The sequence below is a fragment of the Prescottella sp. GW823-FHT02E09 genome (assembly GCF_058797375.1).
Genome location: NZ_JBXAJP010000008.1, coordinates 188,739 through 207,356, shown reverse-complemented (window position 1 = coordinate 207,356; position 18,618 = coordinate 188,739). Strand labels below are relative to the sequence as shown.

Annotated in this window: 15 protein-coding genes; 10 read left to right on the top strand and 5 right to left on the bottom strand. The window is 67.1% G+C overall.

Annotation, left to right across the window (positions count from 1 at the left end):
* Positions 1–145: 145 nt before the first annotated feature.
* The 5 genes from AC1RIF_RS21205 to AC1RIF_RS21185 are packed head-to-tail and all read left to right on the top strand — an operon-like array spanning position 146 to position 4,918.
* Complete coding sequence (locus AC1RIF_RS21205; protein WP_492603338.1) at positions 146–1,219, top strand: acyl-CoA dehydrogenase family protein; 1,074 nt, start codon at positions 146–148, stop codon at positions 1,217–1,219.
* Positions 1,204–2,352, top strand: a complete 1,149-nt coding sequence (locus tag AC1RIF_RS21200; protein WP_492603337.1) for an acyl-CoA dehydrogenase family protein — start codon at positions 1,204–1,206, stop codon at positions 2,350–2,352. The genes AC1RIF_RS21205 and AC1RIF_RS21200 overlap by 16 nt, the downstream gene beginning before the upstream one ends.
* Positions 2,349–3,341, top strand: a complete 993-nt coding sequence (locus tag AC1RIF_RS21195) for a bifunctional MaoC family dehydratase N-terminal/OB-fold nucleic acid binding domain-containing protein (protein WP_492603336.1) — start codon at positions 2,349–2,351, stop codon at positions 3,339–3,341. Before AC1RIF_RS21200 ends, AC1RIF_RS21195 begins: the two co-directional genes overlap by 4 nt.
* A complete protein-coding gene (locus AC1RIF_RS21190; protein WP_492603335.1) occupies positions 3,342–3,752 on the top strand; it encodes a MaoC family dehydratase in 411 nt (136 codons plus the stop codon). It begins immediately after the preceding gene.
* A complete protein-coding gene (locus AC1RIF_RS21185) occupies positions 3,749–4,918 on the top strand; it encodes a lipid-transfer protein (protein ID WP_492603334.1) in 1,170 nt (389 codons plus the stop codon). The genes AC1RIF_RS21190 and AC1RIF_RS21185 overlap by 4 nt, the downstream gene beginning before the upstream one ends.
* A 64-nt stretch (positions 4,919–4,982) precedes the next feature.
* Here the strand turns inward: AC1RIF_RS21185 and AC1RIF_RS21180 are convergent, their stop codons facing one another.
* From AC1RIF_RS21180 to AC1RIF_RS21160, 5 genes are all read right to left on the bottom strand, one after another.
* Positions 4,983–7,322: an arylsulfatase gene (locus AC1RIF_RS21180; protein WP_492603333.1), complete on the bottom strand. Its 2,340-nt coding sequence runs from the start codon at positions 7,320–7,322 to the stop codon at positions 4,983–4,985.
* 39 nt (positions 7,323–7,361) lie between these two features.
* Entirely contained in the window at positions 7,362–9,674 is a 2,313-nt protein-coding gene (locus AC1RIF_RS21175; protein WP_492603332.1) for an arylsulfatase, read from the bottom strand.
* 84 nt (positions 9,675–9,758) lie between these two features.
* A complete protein-coding gene (locus tag AC1RIF_RS21170) occupies positions 9,759–11,381 on the bottom strand; it encodes an ABC transporter substrate-binding protein (protein WP_492603331.1) in 1,623 nt (540 codons plus the stop codon).
* Positions 11,378–12,370 carry an ABC transporter ATP-binding protein gene (locus tag AC1RIF_RS21165; RefSeq protein ID WP_492603330.1) on the bottom strand — a complete coding sequence of 331 codons (993 nt, stop codon included), beginning with the start codon at positions 12,368–12,370 and terminating at the stop codon, positions 11,378–11,380. Before AC1RIF_RS21165 ends, AC1RIF_RS21170 begins: the two co-directional genes overlap by 4 nt.
* Positions 12,370–13,386, bottom strand: coding sequence for an ABC transporter ATP-binding protein (locus tag AC1RIF_RS21160; RefSeq protein ID WP_492603329.1), 1,017 nt, complete (start codon positions 13,384–13,386; stop codon positions 12,370–12,372). Before AC1RIF_RS21160 ends, AC1RIF_RS21165 begins: the two co-directional genes overlap by 1 nt.
* A 212-nt stretch (positions 13,387–13,598) precedes the next feature.
* Between AC1RIF_RS21160 and AC1RIF_RS21155 the strand changes: the two genes are divergently transcribed.
* From AC1RIF_RS21155 to AC1RIF_RS21135, 5 genes are read left to right on the top strand one after another with little or no spacing between them, the layout of a single operon-like run.
* On the top strand, positions 13,599–14,723 hold the full coding sequence (locus AC1RIF_RS21155; protein WP_492603328.1) for an ABC transporter permease: 1,125 nt from the start codon (positions 13,599–13,601) through the stop codon (positions 14,721–14,723).
* Complete coding sequence (locus AC1RIF_RS21150; protein ID WP_492603327.1) at positions 14,716–15,648, top strand: ABC transporter permease; 933 nt, start codon at positions 14,716–14,718, stop codon at positions 15,646–15,648. Before AC1RIF_RS21155 ends, AC1RIF_RS21150 begins: the two co-directional genes overlap by 8 nt.
* Before the next feature lie 60 nt (positions 15,649–15,708).
* Complete coding sequence (locus AC1RIF_RS21145) at positions 15,709–16,341, top strand: TetR/AcrR family transcriptional regulator (protein ID WP_492603326.1); 633 nt, start codon at positions 15,709–15,711, stop codon at positions 16,339–16,341.
* A 48-nt stretch (positions 16,342–16,389) separates the two neighbouring features.
* Positions 16,390–17,298, top strand: coding sequence for a TauD/TfdA dioxygenase family protein (locus AC1RIF_RS21140; protein ID WP_492603349.1), 909 nt, complete (start codon positions 16,390–16,392; stop codon positions 17,296–17,298).
* Between the two features lie 39 nt (positions 17,299–17,337).
* Positions 17,338–18,612 (top strand): DUF1214 domain-containing protein, encoded by a 1,275-nt coding sequence (locus tag AC1RIF_RS21135; protein ID WP_492603325.1) that lies wholly within the window; start codon positions 17,338–17,340, stop codon positions 18,610–18,612.
* Positions 18,613–18,618: the final 6 nt, after the last annotated feature.

Here is an 18,618-nt window from a genome sequence, read left to right as displayed (position 1 = left end):
CCCCCCCCCCCCCCCCCCCCCCCCCCCCCCCCCCCCCCCCCCCCCCCCCCCCCCCCCCCCCCCCCCCCCCCCCCCGGGCCTTTCGTCATTCACCTGCAGGTGATAGAACAGGAACACGTTCTAAATCACAGGCGGGATTGGCAGCGTGGACTTCACTCAGGATCAGACTCAGGAAACGGTGGCGGAGATAGTCGTGGGCCTGTTGGCGCGCGAGCACTCCGACCCGGCCGACACCGGTGGCTTCAACGCCGAGTTGTGGCAGGCGCTCGCGAAGGCGGACCTGCTCTCGCTCGCGGTGCCCGAGCGGCTCGGCGGTGACGGACTGGGCGTCGCCGAGGTGGCGACCATGCTCACCGAGATCGGCCGTGGTGCGGCGCCGGTACCGGCGCTCGCCACGTTGGGCTTCGGCGTCCTCCCGGTTCTCGCGTTGGGGACCACCGCGCAGCAGGGCGCCCTGCTCGACGGCGTCGCGGGCGGACGGATCCTCACCGCGGCCGTCGCGGAGCAGGGTTCGGCGTTCCCTGCGAAGCCGGCGACCACCGCCGTCGTGGACGGCGACCACGTCGTCGTGAGCGGACACAAGGTCGCGGTGCCGTTCGCGGACATCGCGTACCGGATCCTGGTGCCCACCGATGCCGGTGTCGTCGTGGTGGCGCCGGATGCCCCCGGCGTCACGCTCACCAAGAGTGCGACTTCCGCTGGTGGACCGGAGTTCTCGATCAGGCTCGACGCGGTGCGGGTGCCCTCCGCCGACGTCCTGGGGGAGGGGCTCGACAGTGTCGCGACCCTCAACCGGATCGCGCTCGCGAGTATCGGCGCGTTCGCGGACGGGCTTCTCGCCGGTGCCACCGGACTGGCCGCCGACCATCTGACCACCCGCGAGCAGTTCGGCAAGCCGCTCGCGGCGTTCCAGGCGGTGGCCCAGCAGATCGCCGACGTGTACGTCACGTCCCGCACGCTGCACGTTTCGGCGCTGGCGTCCACGTGGCGGGTGTCCGAAGGGCTGGACGCCGAGGACGATCTCGACGTGATGGCGTACTGGATCGCGGCCGAGGTGCCCGCCGCGATGCGCACGTTGCACCACCTGCACGGTGGGCTCGGCGTCGACGTCACCTATCCCATGCACCGCTACTTCTCCATTGCCAAGGATCTGGCCCGTCTCGTCGGCGGAGCCTCGTACCGACTCGACCTCGTGGGGGCCCGGTGTTCATCGATCTGACACCCGAACAGCGTGAGCTGCAGGCGGAACTGCGCCGCTACTTCTCCGGACTGATCTCGCCGGCCGAGGCCGAGATCATGCTCACCGAACGCCACGGCCCGACGTACCGGGACGTGATCCGCCGCATGGGCAAGGACGGCTGGCTGGGCGTCGGCTGGCCGGTGGAGTTCGGTGGCCGTGGCTTCGGCGAGATCGAGCAGCAGATCTTCGTCAACGAGGCTGTGCGAGCGGATGTTCCGCTGCCGTCGGTGACGCTGCAGACCGTCGGCCCGACGTTGATGACGTACGGCACCGAGGAGCAGAAGCGCAAGTTCCTCCCGGCGATCCTGGCCGGCGAGGTGCACTTCGCGATCGGCTACTCGGAGCCCGACGCCGGTACCGACCTGGCGGCCCTGCGCACCACCGCCGTCCGCGACGGCGACGACTATGTCGTCAACGGACAGAAGATCTTCACCACCGGTGGTCACGACGCCGACTTCATCTGGCTCGCGGTCCGCACCGGCGATGCCGAGTCGCGGCACCGGGGCATCTCGATCCTCATCGTGGACACCAAGGACCCCGGTTTCACATGGACGCCGATCATCACAGCGGACGGCGCGCACCACGTGAACGCCACGTACTACTCGGACGTGCGGGTGCCGGCGAGCATGCTCGTCGGCGAGGAGAACAAGGGCTGGAAGCTCATCACGACCCAGCTCAACCACGAGCGCGTCATGCTCGGGCCGGCCGGCCGTGTCGCCGGGCTGTACGAGAAGGTGTACGAGTGGGCCGCGAAGCGGGATCTGCTGTCGCTTCCGGACGTCCGACGCGGACTCGGCGAGATCCACGCGACGTACCGCCTGAACGAGCTGCTGAACTGGCAGGTCGCCGCCGCGACCGGTGACGTCGACATAGCCGACGCGTCGGCCACCAAGGTCTTTGCCACCGAACGTATTCAGCGGGTGGGTCGGATCGCGGACGAGATCGTGGGCGCACACGGTGATCCCGGCGATCCCGAGACCGCCGCGCTGATGCGATGGCTGGACGTCCAGGTCAAGCGCAACGTCGTCATCACGTTCGGTGGCGGCGTCAACGAGGTCATGCGCGAGCTCATCGCCGTGGCCGGTCTGGGACTGCCGAGGGTGCCGCGATGACCGGAAAAGACACGACTGCAGAGATCCTCGCGGGTGCCGAGCAGGTCAAGGCCGGTGGCGCGAGCAAGGCCCGTGCCGGTCGCGATCCGGTGAACATGCCGATGATCCGCAACTGGCTCGAGGCGATCGGCGACGAGAACCCGATCTATGTCGACGAGAGTGCCGCTGTCGCAGCGGGTCACGGCGGAATCGTCGCACCCCCCGCGATGGCGCAGGTGTGGACCATGCGCGGTCTCGGTGCGGTCCGCGAGGAGGACGATCCGCTGGGCCGGATGACGCAGATCCTCGACGACGCCGGCTACACGTCGGTGGTCGCGACCAACTGCGATCAGATCTACCACCGCTACCTCCGTCCCGGCGAGGAGGTCACGATCGAGTCGACGCTCGAGGAGGTCGTGGGCCCCAAGAAGACCGGACTCGGCGAGGGCTGGTTCTTCACGACGCGCAACTTCTGGAAGGTCGGGGACGAGATCGTCGCCGAGATGATGTTCCGGATCCTGAAGTTCATGCCGCCCGCGAAGGATGCGCCCGCCGTCGAAACCGGCTCGGTCCCCGAGGATCTGGATCCGACCAGAATGCTGCGTCCCACGCCGTCGCGCGACACCCAGTTCTTCTGGGACGGCGTGTCCGCGCACGAGTTGCGGATCCAGCAGCGCCCGGACGGGACGCTGCAGCACCCGCCGGTGCCGGCGCTGTGGAAGGACAAGTCGGAGATCACCGATTACGTCGTCGCGTCGGGTCGCGGAACGGTGTTCAGCTTCGTCGTCCACCACGCGCCCAAGGTGCCCGGTCGTTCGCTGCCGTTCGTGGTGGCGTTGGTGGAACTCGAGGAGGGCGTCCGCATGCTCGGCGAGCTGCGCGACGTCGACCCGTCCGAGGTCGCAGTCGGCATGCCGGTGCAGGTCCAGTTCCTGGACTTCCCGGGTGATGACGAGACCGGTAACGAACCCTGGACGCTGTACGCGTGGCGTCCGGTGAAGGAGTCGTAGATGACCAGCGCACTCGACATCTCCGTCGGCGACACGCTGCCGGGCCTCTCGATCCACGGCGATCCCACCTTCATCGTCTCGACGGCGTTGGCCACCAGGGATTTCCAGGACGTGCACCACGACCGGGACAAGGCGCAGCAGCGCGGGTCGAAGGACATCTTCGTCAACATCCTCACCGACACCGGCCTGGTGCAGCGGTTCGTCACCGACTGGGCCGGCCCGCGGGCACGGATCACGTCGATCAAGCTGCGACTCGGCGTGCCGTGGTACGCGTACGACACGCTGAACCTGTCGGGTGAGGTCGTTGCGGCGGAGGACGGACTGGTCACCGTCAAGGTGGTCGGCAAGGACAGCCTCGGCGACCACATCACCTCCACGGTCACTCTCGTCATGAACGGAGACGACGCATGAGCGGGCTGTCCGGCAAGGCCGCGATCGTCGGCATCGGTGCCACCGACTTCTCGAAGGACTCGGGCCGTAGCGAGCTCCGGCTCGCGGCAGAGGCGGTGCAGGCCGCGCTCGACGACGCGGGTCTGAAGCCGTCGGACGTGGACGGTCTGACGTCTTTCACGATGGACACCAACACCGAAGCGGCCGTGGCTCGTTCGGTGGGGATCCCGAACCTGAAGTTCTTCAGCCGCATCCACTACGGCGGTGGCGCGGCGTGCGCCACCATCCAGCAGGCGGCCATGGCCGTCGCCACCGGTGTCGCCGACGTCGTGGTGGCGTACCGCGCGTTCAACGAGCGCTCGGGCGCGCGCTTCGGTCAGGTCAACGCCGGTCTGGTGCAGCAGGTCAACTCGTCGGGCACCGACAACGCGTTCTCCTACCCGCACGGGCTGGGGACGCCGGCGTCGTTCGTCGCGATGGTCGCGCAGCGATACATGCACGTGTACGGCGCCACCAGTGAAGATTTCGGCCGTATCGCGGTCGCGGATCGCAAGCACGCGGCGGTCAACCCCGCCGCGTTCTTCTACGGCAAGCCGATCTCGCTCGAGGACCATCAGAACTCACGGTTCATCGCGGAGCCGCTGCACCTGCTGGACTGTTGCCAGGAGACCGACGGCGGTATCGCGATCGTCGTGACGTCGCCCGAGCGAGCGAAGGATCTGCCGAACAAGCCGGCGATCGTCGCGGCGGCCGCACAGGGCAGCGGACCGGATCAGTACATCATGACCAGCTACTACCGCGACGGTCTGACGGGTCTGCCCGAGATGGGGCTCGTCGCCGACCAGTTGTGGGAGCAGTCCGGGCTGCGGCCGTCGGACATGCAGACCGCGGTGCTGTACGACCACTTCACCCCGTACGTGTTGATGCAGCTCGAGGAACTCGGCTTCTGCGGTCGCGGCGAGGCCCGTGACTTCATCGCCGACGGAGCCATCGAACTGGGCGGACGGCTGCCGATCAACACCCACGGCGGGCAGCTGGGTGAGGCATACATCCACGGCATGAACGGCATCGCCGAGGGTGTCCGCCAGATCCGCGGCACCTCGGTGAACCAGGTGCCGGACGTCGAGAACGTGCTCGTCACCGCCGGCACCGGCGTTCCCACGTCGGGACTCGTGCTCACGGTCTGACATTCCACACGCGAAAGCGGGGTGGTGCATCGGAATTCGATGCACCACCCCGCTTCTCGTTCGATCAGTGGGTCGCGAGTGCGATCCGCCGCTGCTCCGCGGCCGTCTCGGGCCGACCGTCGTCCGGCAGGTCGACGCGGACGTGATGCAGTTTGCCGGTGAAGGCGAAGCGGCCGGCGAACTCGTCGCACACCTCGCTACCGCGATTCACGCCGATGTCGAACTGCTCGTTCATGCTGAACATGGCGCGGGTGGTCTGCTCGATCCGACCCTCGCCGACGACGACACCGTCGACGGAGAGCGTCGCTGTTCCACCCTTGCCGATGCCGCCGCCGTCGTACGTGAACGTGATCGACACCTCCCGGCTCTCGGCGGTCAGGGGCACCTCGCTGCGCACGAACGTCAGACCGCCGCCGCTGAAGTTGTAGCAGAACACGGGCTTCGAATCGAGAACATACAGCGCGAGGCCGCCGAACCGGCCGCCCACGCTCGCCAGGATGCCCTCGGACGGGCCTCCACCGGTCTCGAGCGTGGCCGTGATCGTGTACGAGCGGTTGAAGAACGGCGGCGCCGCCTTCTCGGGCAGGCCGTTCATGTGCGGGTAGAGCGTGATGCTCGTCCGGCCGCGCAGCGGGTGCGGCGGACGGTCCTTCGGCGCCGCGTTCCTCGTCACGGTGCGGTCGTCGAGGGGCAGCACCTGGTAGCGCGCCGCCTCGACGAGGAACTTCTGCTTGAGTTCCTCGAGCTTCTCGGGGTGCTCGGCGGCCAGGTCGCGGGCCTGCGACCAGTCGACGGTGGTGTCGTACAGCTCCCACCGATCCTCGTCGAACGCGGGAAGCTGCAGTCCGTACGTCGCCATCAGCCACGGCGCCCGGTGCAGCGTCACCGCCGTCCACCCGTGGTCGTAGATGCCGCGGTTGCCGTAGATCTCGAAGTACTGCGTGGTGTGCCGGTCTTCGGCGTCGGCGTCGGCGAACGTGTAGTTCATCGCGACACCCTCCATCGGCTTCTGCGGGACGCCGTCGACGGTGTCCGGCGCCGGCACGCCCACCGCCTCGAGGATCGTCGGGGTGATGTCCACGCAGTGATGCCACTGGTCGCGGATACCGGACTCGGTGATCCCCGCGGGCCAGTGCGCGATCAGTCCGTTGCGGGTGCCGCCGTAGTGGGACGCGGCCTGCTTGGTCCACTGGTACGGGGTGTCGAGGGCCATCGCCCACGACGCCGGATAGTGCGGGTAGCTCGTCGGGGTACCCAGTTCGTCGATCCGCTCGAGCACCTCGGCGGTGGTCTGCTTGTAGCCGTTGAGGCCGGCGAGGTAGTTGAACGAGCCCTCCATGCCGCCCTCGGCGGACGCGCCGTTGTCGCCCAACATGTACAGCACCAGGGTGTTGTCGAGCGCGCCCGACTGCTGCAGGTGGTCGACGAGCCTGCCGACCTGGTCATCGGTGTGCTCGAGGAACGCCGCGTACAGCTCCATCAGCCGGGCGGAGACCTTCTTCTGGTCGTCGTCCAGGTCGTCCCAGTGCGGCAGGCCCGGTGCCCACGGCGCGAGTTCGGTGTCCGGCGCGACCACCCCGAGCTGCTTCTGCCGTTCGAGGGTGATCTCCCGCTGACGGTCCCAGCCGTGGTCGAACTCGCCCCGGTACTTGTCGAGGTAGCTGTCCGGCACCTGCAGCGGAGCGTGGCACGCGCCGAACGGCAGGTAGCAGAACCACGGCTTGTCCGGGTCCATCGTCTCGACCGACGCGATCCACTCCATCGCGCGGTCCACCAGGTCCTCCGACATGTGGTAGCCCTCTTCGGGCGAGCACGGCGGATCGACGACGGTGAAGTCGCGGTACAGGACCGGAGCGAACTGGTCGGATTCGGCGCCGAGGAAACCGTAGAAGCGATCGAAACCCTCACGGGTGGGCCATCGGTCGAACGGCCCGGCCTCGCTGATCTCCCACGTCGGCGTCTGGTGCATCTTGCCGAAGGCGCCCGTCGCGTACCCGTTGCCCTGCAGGACCCGGGCCACCGTCGCGGCCGAGGCCGGACGGGTGCCGTTGTATCCCGGTGCCGCCGTGGCCTGCTCGGCGATCACACCGAAGCCCACGCTGTGGTGGTTGCGCCCGGTCAGTGTCGCCGCGCGAGTCGGCGAGCACAGCGCGGTGGTGTGGAACCGCGTGTACTTCACACCGTCCGCGGCCAGCCGGTCGGCAGTGGGTGTGCGGCACGGACCACCGAACGTCGAAGCGGTGCCGTAGCCGACGTCGTCGAGCATGATCAGCAGGACGTTGGGTGCACCGGCCGGTGGCCGGACCGGCTGCGGCCGGGTGAACGGTTCCTGCTGGTTGCGGTAGTCCACCGCAGTGGGAACCGGAGGTTCGTTGTGGACGATCGGGATCGAATGGCGATTCATGGTGCCCCTCTGAAGCGGGAAGTGCGGTGCGTACGTGCGCTACTGGGTGGCTCGGCCGAGTTCGCGGAAATGGTCGATCATCATGGGGAACGCGTCCGGCGCGAGCACGCCCGGAACGTAGGTCACCCGGTCGATACGGCCGGTGTACGGGAACGTCCCGTACTCGAGCGCCAGTTCCCTCGACACCGGGGAACGCCGGTCGATGCCGACGTTGATGCCGTTGTACGGCACCAACCAGGACAGCTGGACGAATTCCGAACCCCGCATCATGGGTCGGCCGTCGATCGCGATGTCCACGAGCCAGCGCGCCTTACCCGGGGCCGTGACCGACACCGTGATCTCCCGGCAGTGTTCGGGAAGTTCGACCGTCGGGGCCTCGATCATCCGACCGAAGGCGTTCTCCACGAAACGGAGTCGGCCGCCGTCGATGTAGAGGATGTATCCGCCCTCCTGGCCGCCGTGCGAGACGAGGACACCGCTGTCGGCGCGGGTGAAGTCGTCGATCTCGACGACGATGTCGAACGAGCGACCGTCGATCAGCTGGCTCGAGCGGAACCGTTCGAGTGTCGAGGTCTCCGGCAGGATCACCTGGGGCCGGGTGAACCTGTCGTCGCTGGGCGGTCGCTGGAACCAGTGCAGGGGAGTGCCGTCCGCCATCGGGAACACCTGGTTGTCCCCGGCCGCGGCCTGCCACGACTTCACCAGTTCGGCAACGCGGTCGGGATGATCGTCGGCCAGGTCGTGGCACTGTGTCGGGTCGGACGCGAGATCGTAGAGCTCCCAGCGGTCCTGGTCGAACGGTGTCAGCGGCTTGCGGATCGCGACGACCTCCCACCCGTCCCGGTAGTAGGCGCGTTCGCCGAAGCACTCGTAGTACTGCTCGGTGTGAGCCGTAGCGCTCGCCCGATCTCGCAGCGTCGCAGCGAAGCTCGTTCCGTCCAGCGGGCGGGCCGCGAGCCCGTTCCGTTCGGAGGCGACCGGCACACCCGCGAGATCCAGCACGGTCGGCAGGATGTCGGTGACGTGGGCGTACTGGGTACGGATCTCGCCGCCGACCTCGGACAGCCCCTTCGGCCACGAGATCAGGAACGGAACCTGGTGACCGCCCCGGAAGCTGCTGAACTTGTGCCGGCGAAAGGGGGTGTTGGACGTCGTGGCCCAGCCGACGGGGTTGGCAGGCCACGAGTACGGTCCGCCGATCTCGTCGATCCGCAGGATCTCCTCCGGGATCCGTTCGGCCACCGTCTTCTTGCCCGAGCGGTCGAGGTTGCCGAGATGGTTGATCACGCCGATGTCGGTGCCACCGTCGCCGGCCGCGCCGTTGTCGGACAGGAACACGAAGATCGTGTTGTCGAGGATCCCGAGCCGGTCCAGCACGTCGCGGATGCGTCCGACGCTCGCGTCGATGCTCGTCACCATCGCCGCGTACACCTCCATGTACCGCGCGGCGAGGAGCCTTCCGTCGTCGTCGAGGTCGTCCCATGCCGGGACGTCGGGTCCGGTCTCGTCGGACCGGGGAGCCATGGTCGCGTCGGCCGGGACCAGGCCCAGTTCCTTCTGGCGGGCGAAGCGCTGCTCGCGGATGCGGTCCCAGCCCTCGGCGTACGCGCCCCGGAAGACCTCGATCTCCGACGGCTTGGCATGCAGCGGAGTGTGGACCGCCGCGTGCGCGAAGTACATCATGAACGGCTTCTCGGGCTCGTCCGTGACGGTGTCGCAGATCATCCGGACGGCGCGGTCGGTGAGATCGTCCGTCAGGTAATAGCCCTCGGGGTACTGGTCGACGTGCAGCGGGTTGTTGCCCTCGTACAGCTGGTGCGGATGGAAGAAGTTGGTCTGGGCCTCGAGGAATCCGTAGAACTGGTCGAATCCTCGCTGCAGAGGCCAGGAGTGCCGATCGCCGCCGGGACCGAGATCGCTCTCCTTGCAGAGGTGCCACTTGCCGATCATCAGTGTGCTGTAGCCCTGCTCCCGCACCGTCTCGGCAAGGGTCGGCTGGTCGGGCGGTAGTTCGGCGGCGTATCCGGGGAACCCGGGATCGATGTTGGCGACGGCGCCGATCCCGACTGCATGAGCGTTGCAGCCGGTCATCAGGGCCGCCCGAGTAGGCGAACAGGTGGGTGTCACATGGAAGTTCGCCATGCGCACGCCCTCGGACGCGACGGCATCGAGGTGCGGGGTGGGGATCTCGGAACCGAACGGGGAGATGTCGGAGAAGCCCATGTCGTCGACGATCATCACGACGATGTTGGGTGCGCCGGCCGGTGGCTGCGGTCGCGGCGGCCACCACGGCTCGGAGTTGGAGATGGTGGTTTCGATTCGGCCTTCGAACTCGGGAACACTCGCGGGCATCGACTTCACTCCTCGGGGTGTGGGAGGGCGGGCGCTACGCGGTGTGTATGCCCGCCCTCCGGTAGTGGAATCATCTGTGCGGTATTACTTCTCGACGAATGCTCCATCGAAGAGCATCGTCGAGGTGAGGGTCGGGACGACACCCTTGACGTTCGGGCTCATCGCGACGAACTCCTCGACCGCGCCGTAACTGACGACCGGCTGGTGCTCGTTTACGATCGTCTGGATCCTCGCCATGATCGCCTTCTGCTCGTCGATTCCGGCGGCGGCTCTCAGCTCCGCGATGGCAGCGTCCAGTTCGGGGATGCGGGCGCCCGGCATGTTGGTGGATCCGGTGCTGCCCAGGAAGCTCTGCAGCGCCGACGCCGGCTGCGAATCCCGCAGGCTCATACCGCCCGTCGCGATCTCGTAGTTGCCCTTGAACCCCTGTGCGGTGACCTGCGCGACGGGAACATTGGTGATCTTGGTGTCGAAGCCGACGGCGTCGAGGAGGGCCTTCGTCACGATGCCCTGCTCGGTGCCCACGGGGGTCGACGGCATCAGCAGGTTGATGCCGCCGTTCCACCCCTTCTCGGCCTTGACTTCGGCGACGAGGGCCTTGGCCTTCTCCGGGTCGTACTGCGTGCCCTGGGCGCCGGTCGACAGCAACGACGTCTCGCCGACCAGCGCCGACGTGGGCTGTCCGGTGCCGCCGTTGAGGCGCTGGTCGATCAGCTCGGGATCGAGCGCGGACGCAATTGCGTGGCGAATGCGCACGTCGGTCGTGATGCCGGTGTAGCCGCCGTTGCCGTTGTTGATCGTGAGGATCTTGCCGGAGTTCGACATATCGGAGAATCCCAAGGTGCCGTTCCTCTTGGCCTGGGCGATCACCGGTGCCTCGCGCAGGATTCCGACCTGGAGTTCTCCGGTGGTGAAGGCGTCGTAGGTGGCCTGAGCGCCGGGGACGAGTACGAAACGGAGGTTCGCGCAGACTGGACCGCCGTAGTAGTTCGGGTTGGGTTCGAGGACGACTTCCTCACCGGGGGCGTTGCGCTTGACGGTGTACGCGCCGGCGCCGGCGCCGGCGGGGTCGAGGGCGTACTGATCGGCCGGCATCGTCTGGTAGACGGCGGGATTGACGACCTCACCGGCGGGTCCGGCCAGCAGGTAGGGGAACGTGGCCCACGGGGAGTCGAGGGTGAACCTCACTGTGGTGGGGTCGAGGACCTCGACGTTCGTGATCGACTTGACGTCCGACAGTGCAGTCGAGCGGATCTGCGGGTCCTGGTGCAGGCCGATCGTGAACTTCACGGCGTCGGCGGTGACCGGATCGCCGTTGGAGAACTTGACGTTCGGGCGCAGCTTCAGGGTCCATGCGGTGTGGGTGTCGTCGTCGGCGGTCAGCGCTTCGGCCATCTTCGGTGTGTACTCGTTGGTCGCCGGATCCCACCGCATGAGGCGGTCGAAGACTGCCGCCGACTGGGCACCACCGCGGACGCCGAAGCCGCCCTGACCCGGTGCGAACGTGGGGAGCATGGAGTACTCGCCCATCGTGATGGTGCCGCCGACACGTTCGGCGGTACAGCGCTGACCGTCGTCGACCGGGGTCACTGTGTCGCCGGTTCCGTTGCCGGACGTGGTGTTCGAAGTGGCCGAACCCGATCCGCAGCCCGCGAGTGCGAGCGCCGCGGCGACGGCGAGGGAGGTGGTCTTGACGATCGTTCTCATCGGTTCTCCAGCAGTGGATGGTGGCATGCGACGTACTGGCCGGGTTGCACTTCGCGCAGCTCCGGTTCGGCCTCGGCGCATTTCTCGGTGGCGAGCGGGCAGCGGGTGCGGAATCGGCAGCCCGACGGTGGGTTGAGCGGTGACGGGAGTTCGGCGTCCACCTTGCGGACCGGGGTCGGTGCGTCGTCGTCGAGGGTGGGGATCGAGGACAGCAGCAGCTGTGTGTAGGGGTGGGCCGGCTGCGCGTACAACGTTTCGGTGGGCGCGATCTCGCACATCTTGCCCAGGTACATCACCGCGACCCGGTCGCTGATGTTGCGGACCACCGCCAGGTCGTGGGAGATGAACAGCATGGTCAGGCCGTAGCGGTCCTTCATGTCCTCGAGCAGGTTCAGGATCTGGGCCTGGACCGAGACATCGAGCGCGGAGACCGGTTCGTCGCACACCAGCAGTTCGGGCTCGAGAATCAGCGCGCGGGCGATCGCGATGCGCTGGCACTGACCGCCGGAGAACTCCCGCGGTCGGCGCGAGCGGGCGCGTGCCGGGTCGAGTCCGACCGCCTCGAGCACCTCGTCGACCTTGGCGCGCACGTCGTCGGCGGACATCTCGGGGCGCTGGACGTGCAGGGCCTCGGCGACGATGTCGCCGACCCTGCGTCGCGGGTTGAGTGAGGAGATGGGGTCCTGAAACACCATCTGCACGTGCCGGCGCCTAGCCTTGAGAGCGTTGCCGGTGAGCGCGCACAGATCGGTACCCCCCACCACGACCGATCCCGCGCTCGGTGGCGGCAACTGCAGGATGCCGCGTCCGAGACTCGATTTGCCGCAACCGGATTCACCCACGAGGCCGAGGGTCTCACCGCGTTCGATGTCGAGGCTGATACCCGAGACCGCGCGCACGGTGCCCTTGGAGGTGGTGTACTCGACCACGACGTCGCGGGCGGCGAACATCGCGTCCTCGCGCAGGTGCGCGGTGCCCGAGCCGGCCATCAGTGTTCTCCGATCAGTGCGGGAGCGGTTGTGCCGATGGGGAAGTGGCACGCGGCGGGATGATCCCGGTCGGGATCGTCGCCCAGTAGCGGCTCGACCGTTCGGCAACGGTCCTGGGTGTAGTGGCACCGCGGCGCGAAGCGGCACCCAGGATCGAGGTGCAGCAGATCCGGCGGCCGCCCGTCGATCGCCTGCAACCGCGTGTGTGGCGGCAGATCCGTGCGGGGAATCGAGCGCAGCAGCGCTTCGGTGTACGGGTGGCGCGCCTGATCGCGCAGACTCCCGGTGGCGGACGTCTCGAGCAGGCGACCGGCGTACATCACCCCGATCCGGTCCGTGTAGCGCGAGACGACCCCGAGATCGTGGCTGACGAGGATCATCGCCATCTGCTGCTCGGCCTGGATGGCCCGCAGCAGCTCGAGGATCTCGTACTGCACCGTGACGTCCAGCGCGGTGGTGGGTTCGTCGGCGATCAGCAGCTTCGGCTTGCAGGACAGCGCGATCGCGATGCCGATGCGCTGGCGCATACCGCCCGACAACTGGTGCGGGTACTCGTCCAGACGTGCTGCCGCCGAAGGGATCCGGACTCGATCGAGGAGTTCGAGCGCCCGCGCTCGCGCTTCCTTCTTGCCCATCCCGAGGTGGTACCGGAGCGGATCGGTGATCTGCCGGCTGATCGTCCGGACCGGATTCAGCGAGGTCAGCGGATCCTGGAAGATCATCGCGATCTCGGTGCCCCAGAACTTCCGGGCCTCCTTCGGGTCGAGCGTGGTGACGTCCCGTCCTCCGAACTCGATCCGGCTGGTCGCGTCCACCTTCGCCGCCGACGGCGCGATCCCCATGATCGATCGCACCAACATCGACTTTCCGGAACCCGACTCGCCGACGATGCCGAGCGACTCGCCCCGGTCCAGGGTCAGGTCGACGTCGGCGACGGCCACGAGCGGCCCGGCGGGGGTGGTGATCGTGGTGCGTAGTTTCTGCACGGTGAGCAGCGGTGGAGCTGGTTGGGGCATCGACTCTCCAGACGTGCGACGGCTGACGGTTTCGCTCAGTGGGACTGGCCTTGGTCAGCGCGCCAACGGGCAATGTAAGAAACATTCTTAACTCGGCGGCTGTGAGGAGTCTCACCCAGGAATCGAGGGGTTGTCAAGCAAGTGCTTGATCGGTTTAATGCACTGCATTGATCCGCTGACTGCGTCGATCTCAGTCGAAAGGGGTTTCACCCTTGCTTCGTTTTGCCCTGGGCAAAATCGCCCATGTCCTGGTCGTGGTGGCACTTGTGTGCACCCTGACCTTCCTTATGCTCGAACTGACGCCCGGTGATCCGGCCGCGGCGGTGGTCGGTGACAACGGCACCGCCGAGCAGTACGCGGCGGTTCGGCTCGAACTCGGTTTGGATCGCCCACTGATGGACCGGTTCTTCAGTTGGGCCGGAGCCGCCCTCCAGGGTGACCTCGGAACATCGCTGCTGCCACCGCGCCAGGAGGTCACCGACATCATCGCGTCCCGGCTGCCGGTGACGCTCGAGCTGGCGCTCGTGGCGATCGTGCTGTCGCTGGCGATCGCGATCCCCGTCGGTGTGTGGTCGGCGTATCGGGCCGGTCGGGCCTTCGATCGCTTCTCGTCGGCGGCGTCGTTCGCGCTGATCTCGATCCCGAGCTTCCTCGCGGGTCTGCTGCTGATCTACCTGCTCGTGTTCAATCATTCACTGGCGCAACAGCTCATCGTCGGCGTCGGTATCGTCGCGGGAATCTGGGTGGCGCTGGGGCCGATGCGCAGCAACCTCACCGGGGGCCGGGTCGGCGCGGCCTGGGGTCGGGCCCTGCTCGCGGGCATGGCCGTCGCGGTCGTGCTGTGCGTGATCGGACTGTTCCTGCCGGACTTCCCGCGTCAGGGATTCTCCCGACTGACCGACCCGGCCGGGCTGGGGGAGAACCTGCGCACGGTGTTCCTGCCCGCGCTGACCCTCGCGCTCGGCGAGATCGCGATCTTCACCCGGGTCCTGCGCGCCGACATGATCGGCACCCTGCAGGAGGACTTCGTGCTCTCGGCGAAGGCGAAGGGCATGCCCACCGGACACATTCTCGTCCGCGAGGCGCTGCGGCCGTCGACCGTCTCGCTCATGACGATCGCCGGGGTGAGCCTCGGCCGGTTGATCGGTGGAACCGTCGTCGTCGAGACCATGTTCAACCTGCCCGGCATGGGCACGATGATCGTCGAGGCCGTGCAGCTCAAGAACTTCCCCGTCGTTCAGGGCGGCGTGCTGATCATCGCCCTCGTCTACGTGCTGATCAACGCCCTCGTGGACCTCGGATACGCCGCCATCGACCCAAGGATTCGCCGTGCCTGACACCACCCTGACCGCACCGGTCACCACCCCGCCGGCCCCTCGGGCATCCCAGCCCGCTCCGGACACCCGTCGCGTGCGACGGCGTCGGCGCACGAAGTCCCGTATCGACATCGGCACGGTTCTGGCCGGTATCTGGATCGGGCTGCTGGCACTGTGCGCGATCATCGCGGACTGGCTGCCACTCAGCGAGTCCCGCGATCCGTCCAAGACGCTGCTCACCCCGTCGATGCAGCCACCGAATCTGTTCTCGGCCCATCCGCTCGGGACGGACAGTCAAGGTCTCGACATCCTCGGCGGCATCGTCTATGGCGCCCGGGTGTCCCTCGTCGTCGGCATCGGCGGCGTGGTCTGCGGTGTCCTCGTCGGGGGCGCGATCGGGATGATCGCCGGCTATCTGCGCGGCAAGACCGACACTGCCGTCTCCATCCTGAGCGACACCCTGCTCGCGTTTCCGCCGCTGATCCTGCTGATGGCGCTCGTCGCGGTCCTGGAGCCGAACGTCCGCAACGTGACCATCGCTCTCGGCATCATGGTCGTGCCCACCTACATCCGGCTCGTCCGCGCCAACACATTGCGCCTGGCGAACCGGGAATTCGTCACCGCTGCACGATCGCTCGGCGCCGGCGGGCGCCGGATCATGATCAAGGAGATCGCACCGAACCTGGTGCTGCCCGTGCTGTCCTACAGCTTCATGGTCGTCGCGGTCCTGATCGTCGCCGAGGCCTCGCTCAGCTACCTCGGGCTGTCCATCCCCCGACCCGAACCCACCTGGGGCAACATGATCGCGGCCGGACAGGCGGACTTCCAGGACTACCCCTACATCGTCCTCATCCCGGGTGCGGTCCTGTTCCTGACCGTGTTCTCGCTCAACCGCATCGGTGAGACCGCGCGCAAGCTGTGGGATCCTGCGGCGAGCAAGCTCTAGTATCACGCGGAACGAACGCGAGCCTTGACGTTTAAGGCACTGACTTACTAGGGTGGAATCGTGTCGAACTCCGGCAATGCCAAAACTGTCATGATCGAAGTGGCGGAACGAATGTTCGCCGAGCGCGGCATCGACGGAGTGTCGATGCGGGATATCGCGTCTGCTGCCGGGCAGAAGAACAACTCTGCCGTCCAGTACCACTTCGGTGGTCGGGACGGGCTGATCCTCGAGGTGTTCCGGCGACGGATGAACATCGTCAACCAGAGTCGCACCGAATACCTCGCGCGACTGGACCAGGAGGGCCGCGGGCACGACATCCGTGCACTCGTCGAGGCCGTCGTGTTACCGCTCGCGGACTATCTGCGATCGGCCGGCACGGAGTCCTACTACGCGCAGTTCATTGCACGGGTCTCGCCATCACTGGACTTCTCGACTCCGGACCTGGCGCAGGTCACGGAGGCGAGTCGGGAAGTATCGACTCGCCTGAAAGCTGCGCTCACCCACCTTCCCCGCAAGGTCGCAGCAGCACGGACCGGGCTGATGCTGAACATGGCGATATCAGCGCTCGCGATGTTCGAGCAGCGCGGGGCGAACAGAAGTTCCGTGGCCAACTCGAGTTTCGACGAGATCGTCGCGCATCTGATCGACATGTCGGTCGGCGCTCTCGAAGCGCCTTGTACACCCATGGATTGAGCCGGCGTCGCCGGCGACCCACAGCATCGGAGGCAGTAATTGTCAGCCATGACGACGTCGCGGACAGTGGAGATCGGCGGCCACTCCATCGAGTTCGGACCGCGCGGAATGCGCCGCAATGCAGACGGTTTCGAGTCGAAGCCGTACGCGCAGTTCGAGGTGCGTCCGGTCACGCCCTTCATCGGCGCCGAGATCCACGGCGTCGACCTGCGGGATCCGAGCAGTGCGGTGATCGAGGAGTTGCGTCGGGCGCTGCTCGAATGGAAGGTGGTCTTCTTCCGGGATCAGCGGATCTCCGGGCTGCAGCACCGTGACTTCGCAAGACATTGGGGAGAATTGGAGATCCACCCGCTGCTGCCGCAGGGTGAGGTCCCCGAAGTGGTCCACTTCGAGCGCGGCGAGGACAACCCCGGCACCGAGAACATCTGGCACGTGGACGTGACGTGGCAGAAGCGCCCGCCGCTCGGGTCGGTTCTGCGGGCTCTCGAGGTGCCGGGGGCCGGTGGCGACACGCTGTGGGCCGACATGGGCAATGCGTACGACTGCCTGTCCGACGAGGTCAAGGCGAAGATCGAGGGCAGGTTGGCGATCCACGACTTCGTGCCGTCCTTCGGTCGATCGATGGGACCCGAGAAGCTCGCGCAGATGAAGGAGGCGTATCCGCCGGTCGAGCACCCGATCGTCCGGATTCATCCCGAAACCGGTCGTAAGACCCTGTTCGTCAACAGTTTGTTCACGACGCACATCCCGGACATGGACCCGGCGGAGGGAGAACCACTGCTGCGGCACCTGTTCGATCAGGCCAAGGTTCCCGACTTCCAGTGCCGATTCAAGTGGCAGCCCAACTCGATCGCCTTCTGGGACAACCGCGCAACGCAGCACTACGCCGCCAGCGACTACTTCCCGCACCGTCGGGTGATGGAGCGCGTGGCCATTCTCGGGGATGTCCCCGCCTGACCTGGGTTCCTCGAACCGACACTGGGAGTGAAGAAAACCATGGTTCGATCTCTCGATGATCTGTCCGGACGGATGCTGCGCAACGCGGAGCTGGACGCGTCGTGGCGGAGCCTGTGTGACAATCTGAGCCGAGCGTCCGAGGTGATCGCGAGCAATCCTGTCTCCGACGATCCCGCCATGCGGGCGGCCGGGTATCGCTACCTGCTGAACCTGCTCAACGCGGGACTCGAGCAGGTCGTCTTCAGCGCGGATCCGGACTATCCGGAAGTCGGTCACCTGCAGGACAACACGAAGCGGTACGCGACCGAGTCGCCGGACTGCCTCTTCGGTCATGCCGTCCTCGACCCGAACGGATCCTACCGGCTCACCGGCACCGGTGGTCGGGCCCGGTACATCGGGCTGACGCTGTACGACACCGTCAACCTCTACGAGAAGGTGCAGTCCGGCGGCGATGCACCGAAGGACTACCGTGCCGCGTTCGAGGCGGCCACCGGATCCACGCTGGGTGCGACGTCGAACCCTGGTGGAATCACGTTGCAGGACAACGGGGATTTCGAAGTCGTCATCAGCGCGCAGCCGCACGAGGGTAACTGGCTTCCGATGGATCCGCGGACCGGGAACCTGATCACCCGGCAGTACTTCTACGACTGGGACGGTGAGGATCCGTACCACATCTCGATCGAGCGACTCGACATCGACGGGCCGGGGCCGGTGGCCGAGCCGGTGGCCGTCACGGGGCAGGTCGAGTCGGTCGGACGTTTCGTCGGGGGCTTCGCCGAATACTGGGCCGCGATGTACCGTCTGCGCGACGCCGAACGCAACGTCCTGCGGACGCAGCCGCCGGTCAGCTCGACGTACGCTTCCGACGGTGGTCATATCGCCTACGGTGGTGGATCTTTCGAGATCGGTCCGGACGAGGCCCTGATTCTCGAGGTAACGCCGCCGGACTGTCACTTCTGGAACATCCACCTCGGGGACTACTGGGGGCAGTCGCTCGACTACACGTATCGCCAGACCTCGCTCAACGGTCACCAGGCCGTGCTCGACGAGGACGGGGTGTTCCGGGCCGTCGTGGCGCACCGCGACCCCGGCGTCGCGAACTGGCTCGCCACGGCCGGGAACACCTTCACCCGGTGCGTGTACCGGTGGTGGCTCGCGTCCACCCCGGATCTGCCGGCGCCGACGGTGCGTAAGGTGAGGTTCGACAAGGTGCTCGCAGCACTGCCCGCCACGACCGCGCGACTCGGGGCGGAGGAGCGCCGCGACATTCTCGGTCGACGGCGTGCAGCGGTGCTGAAGCGCTACTTCCGTTGAACCACA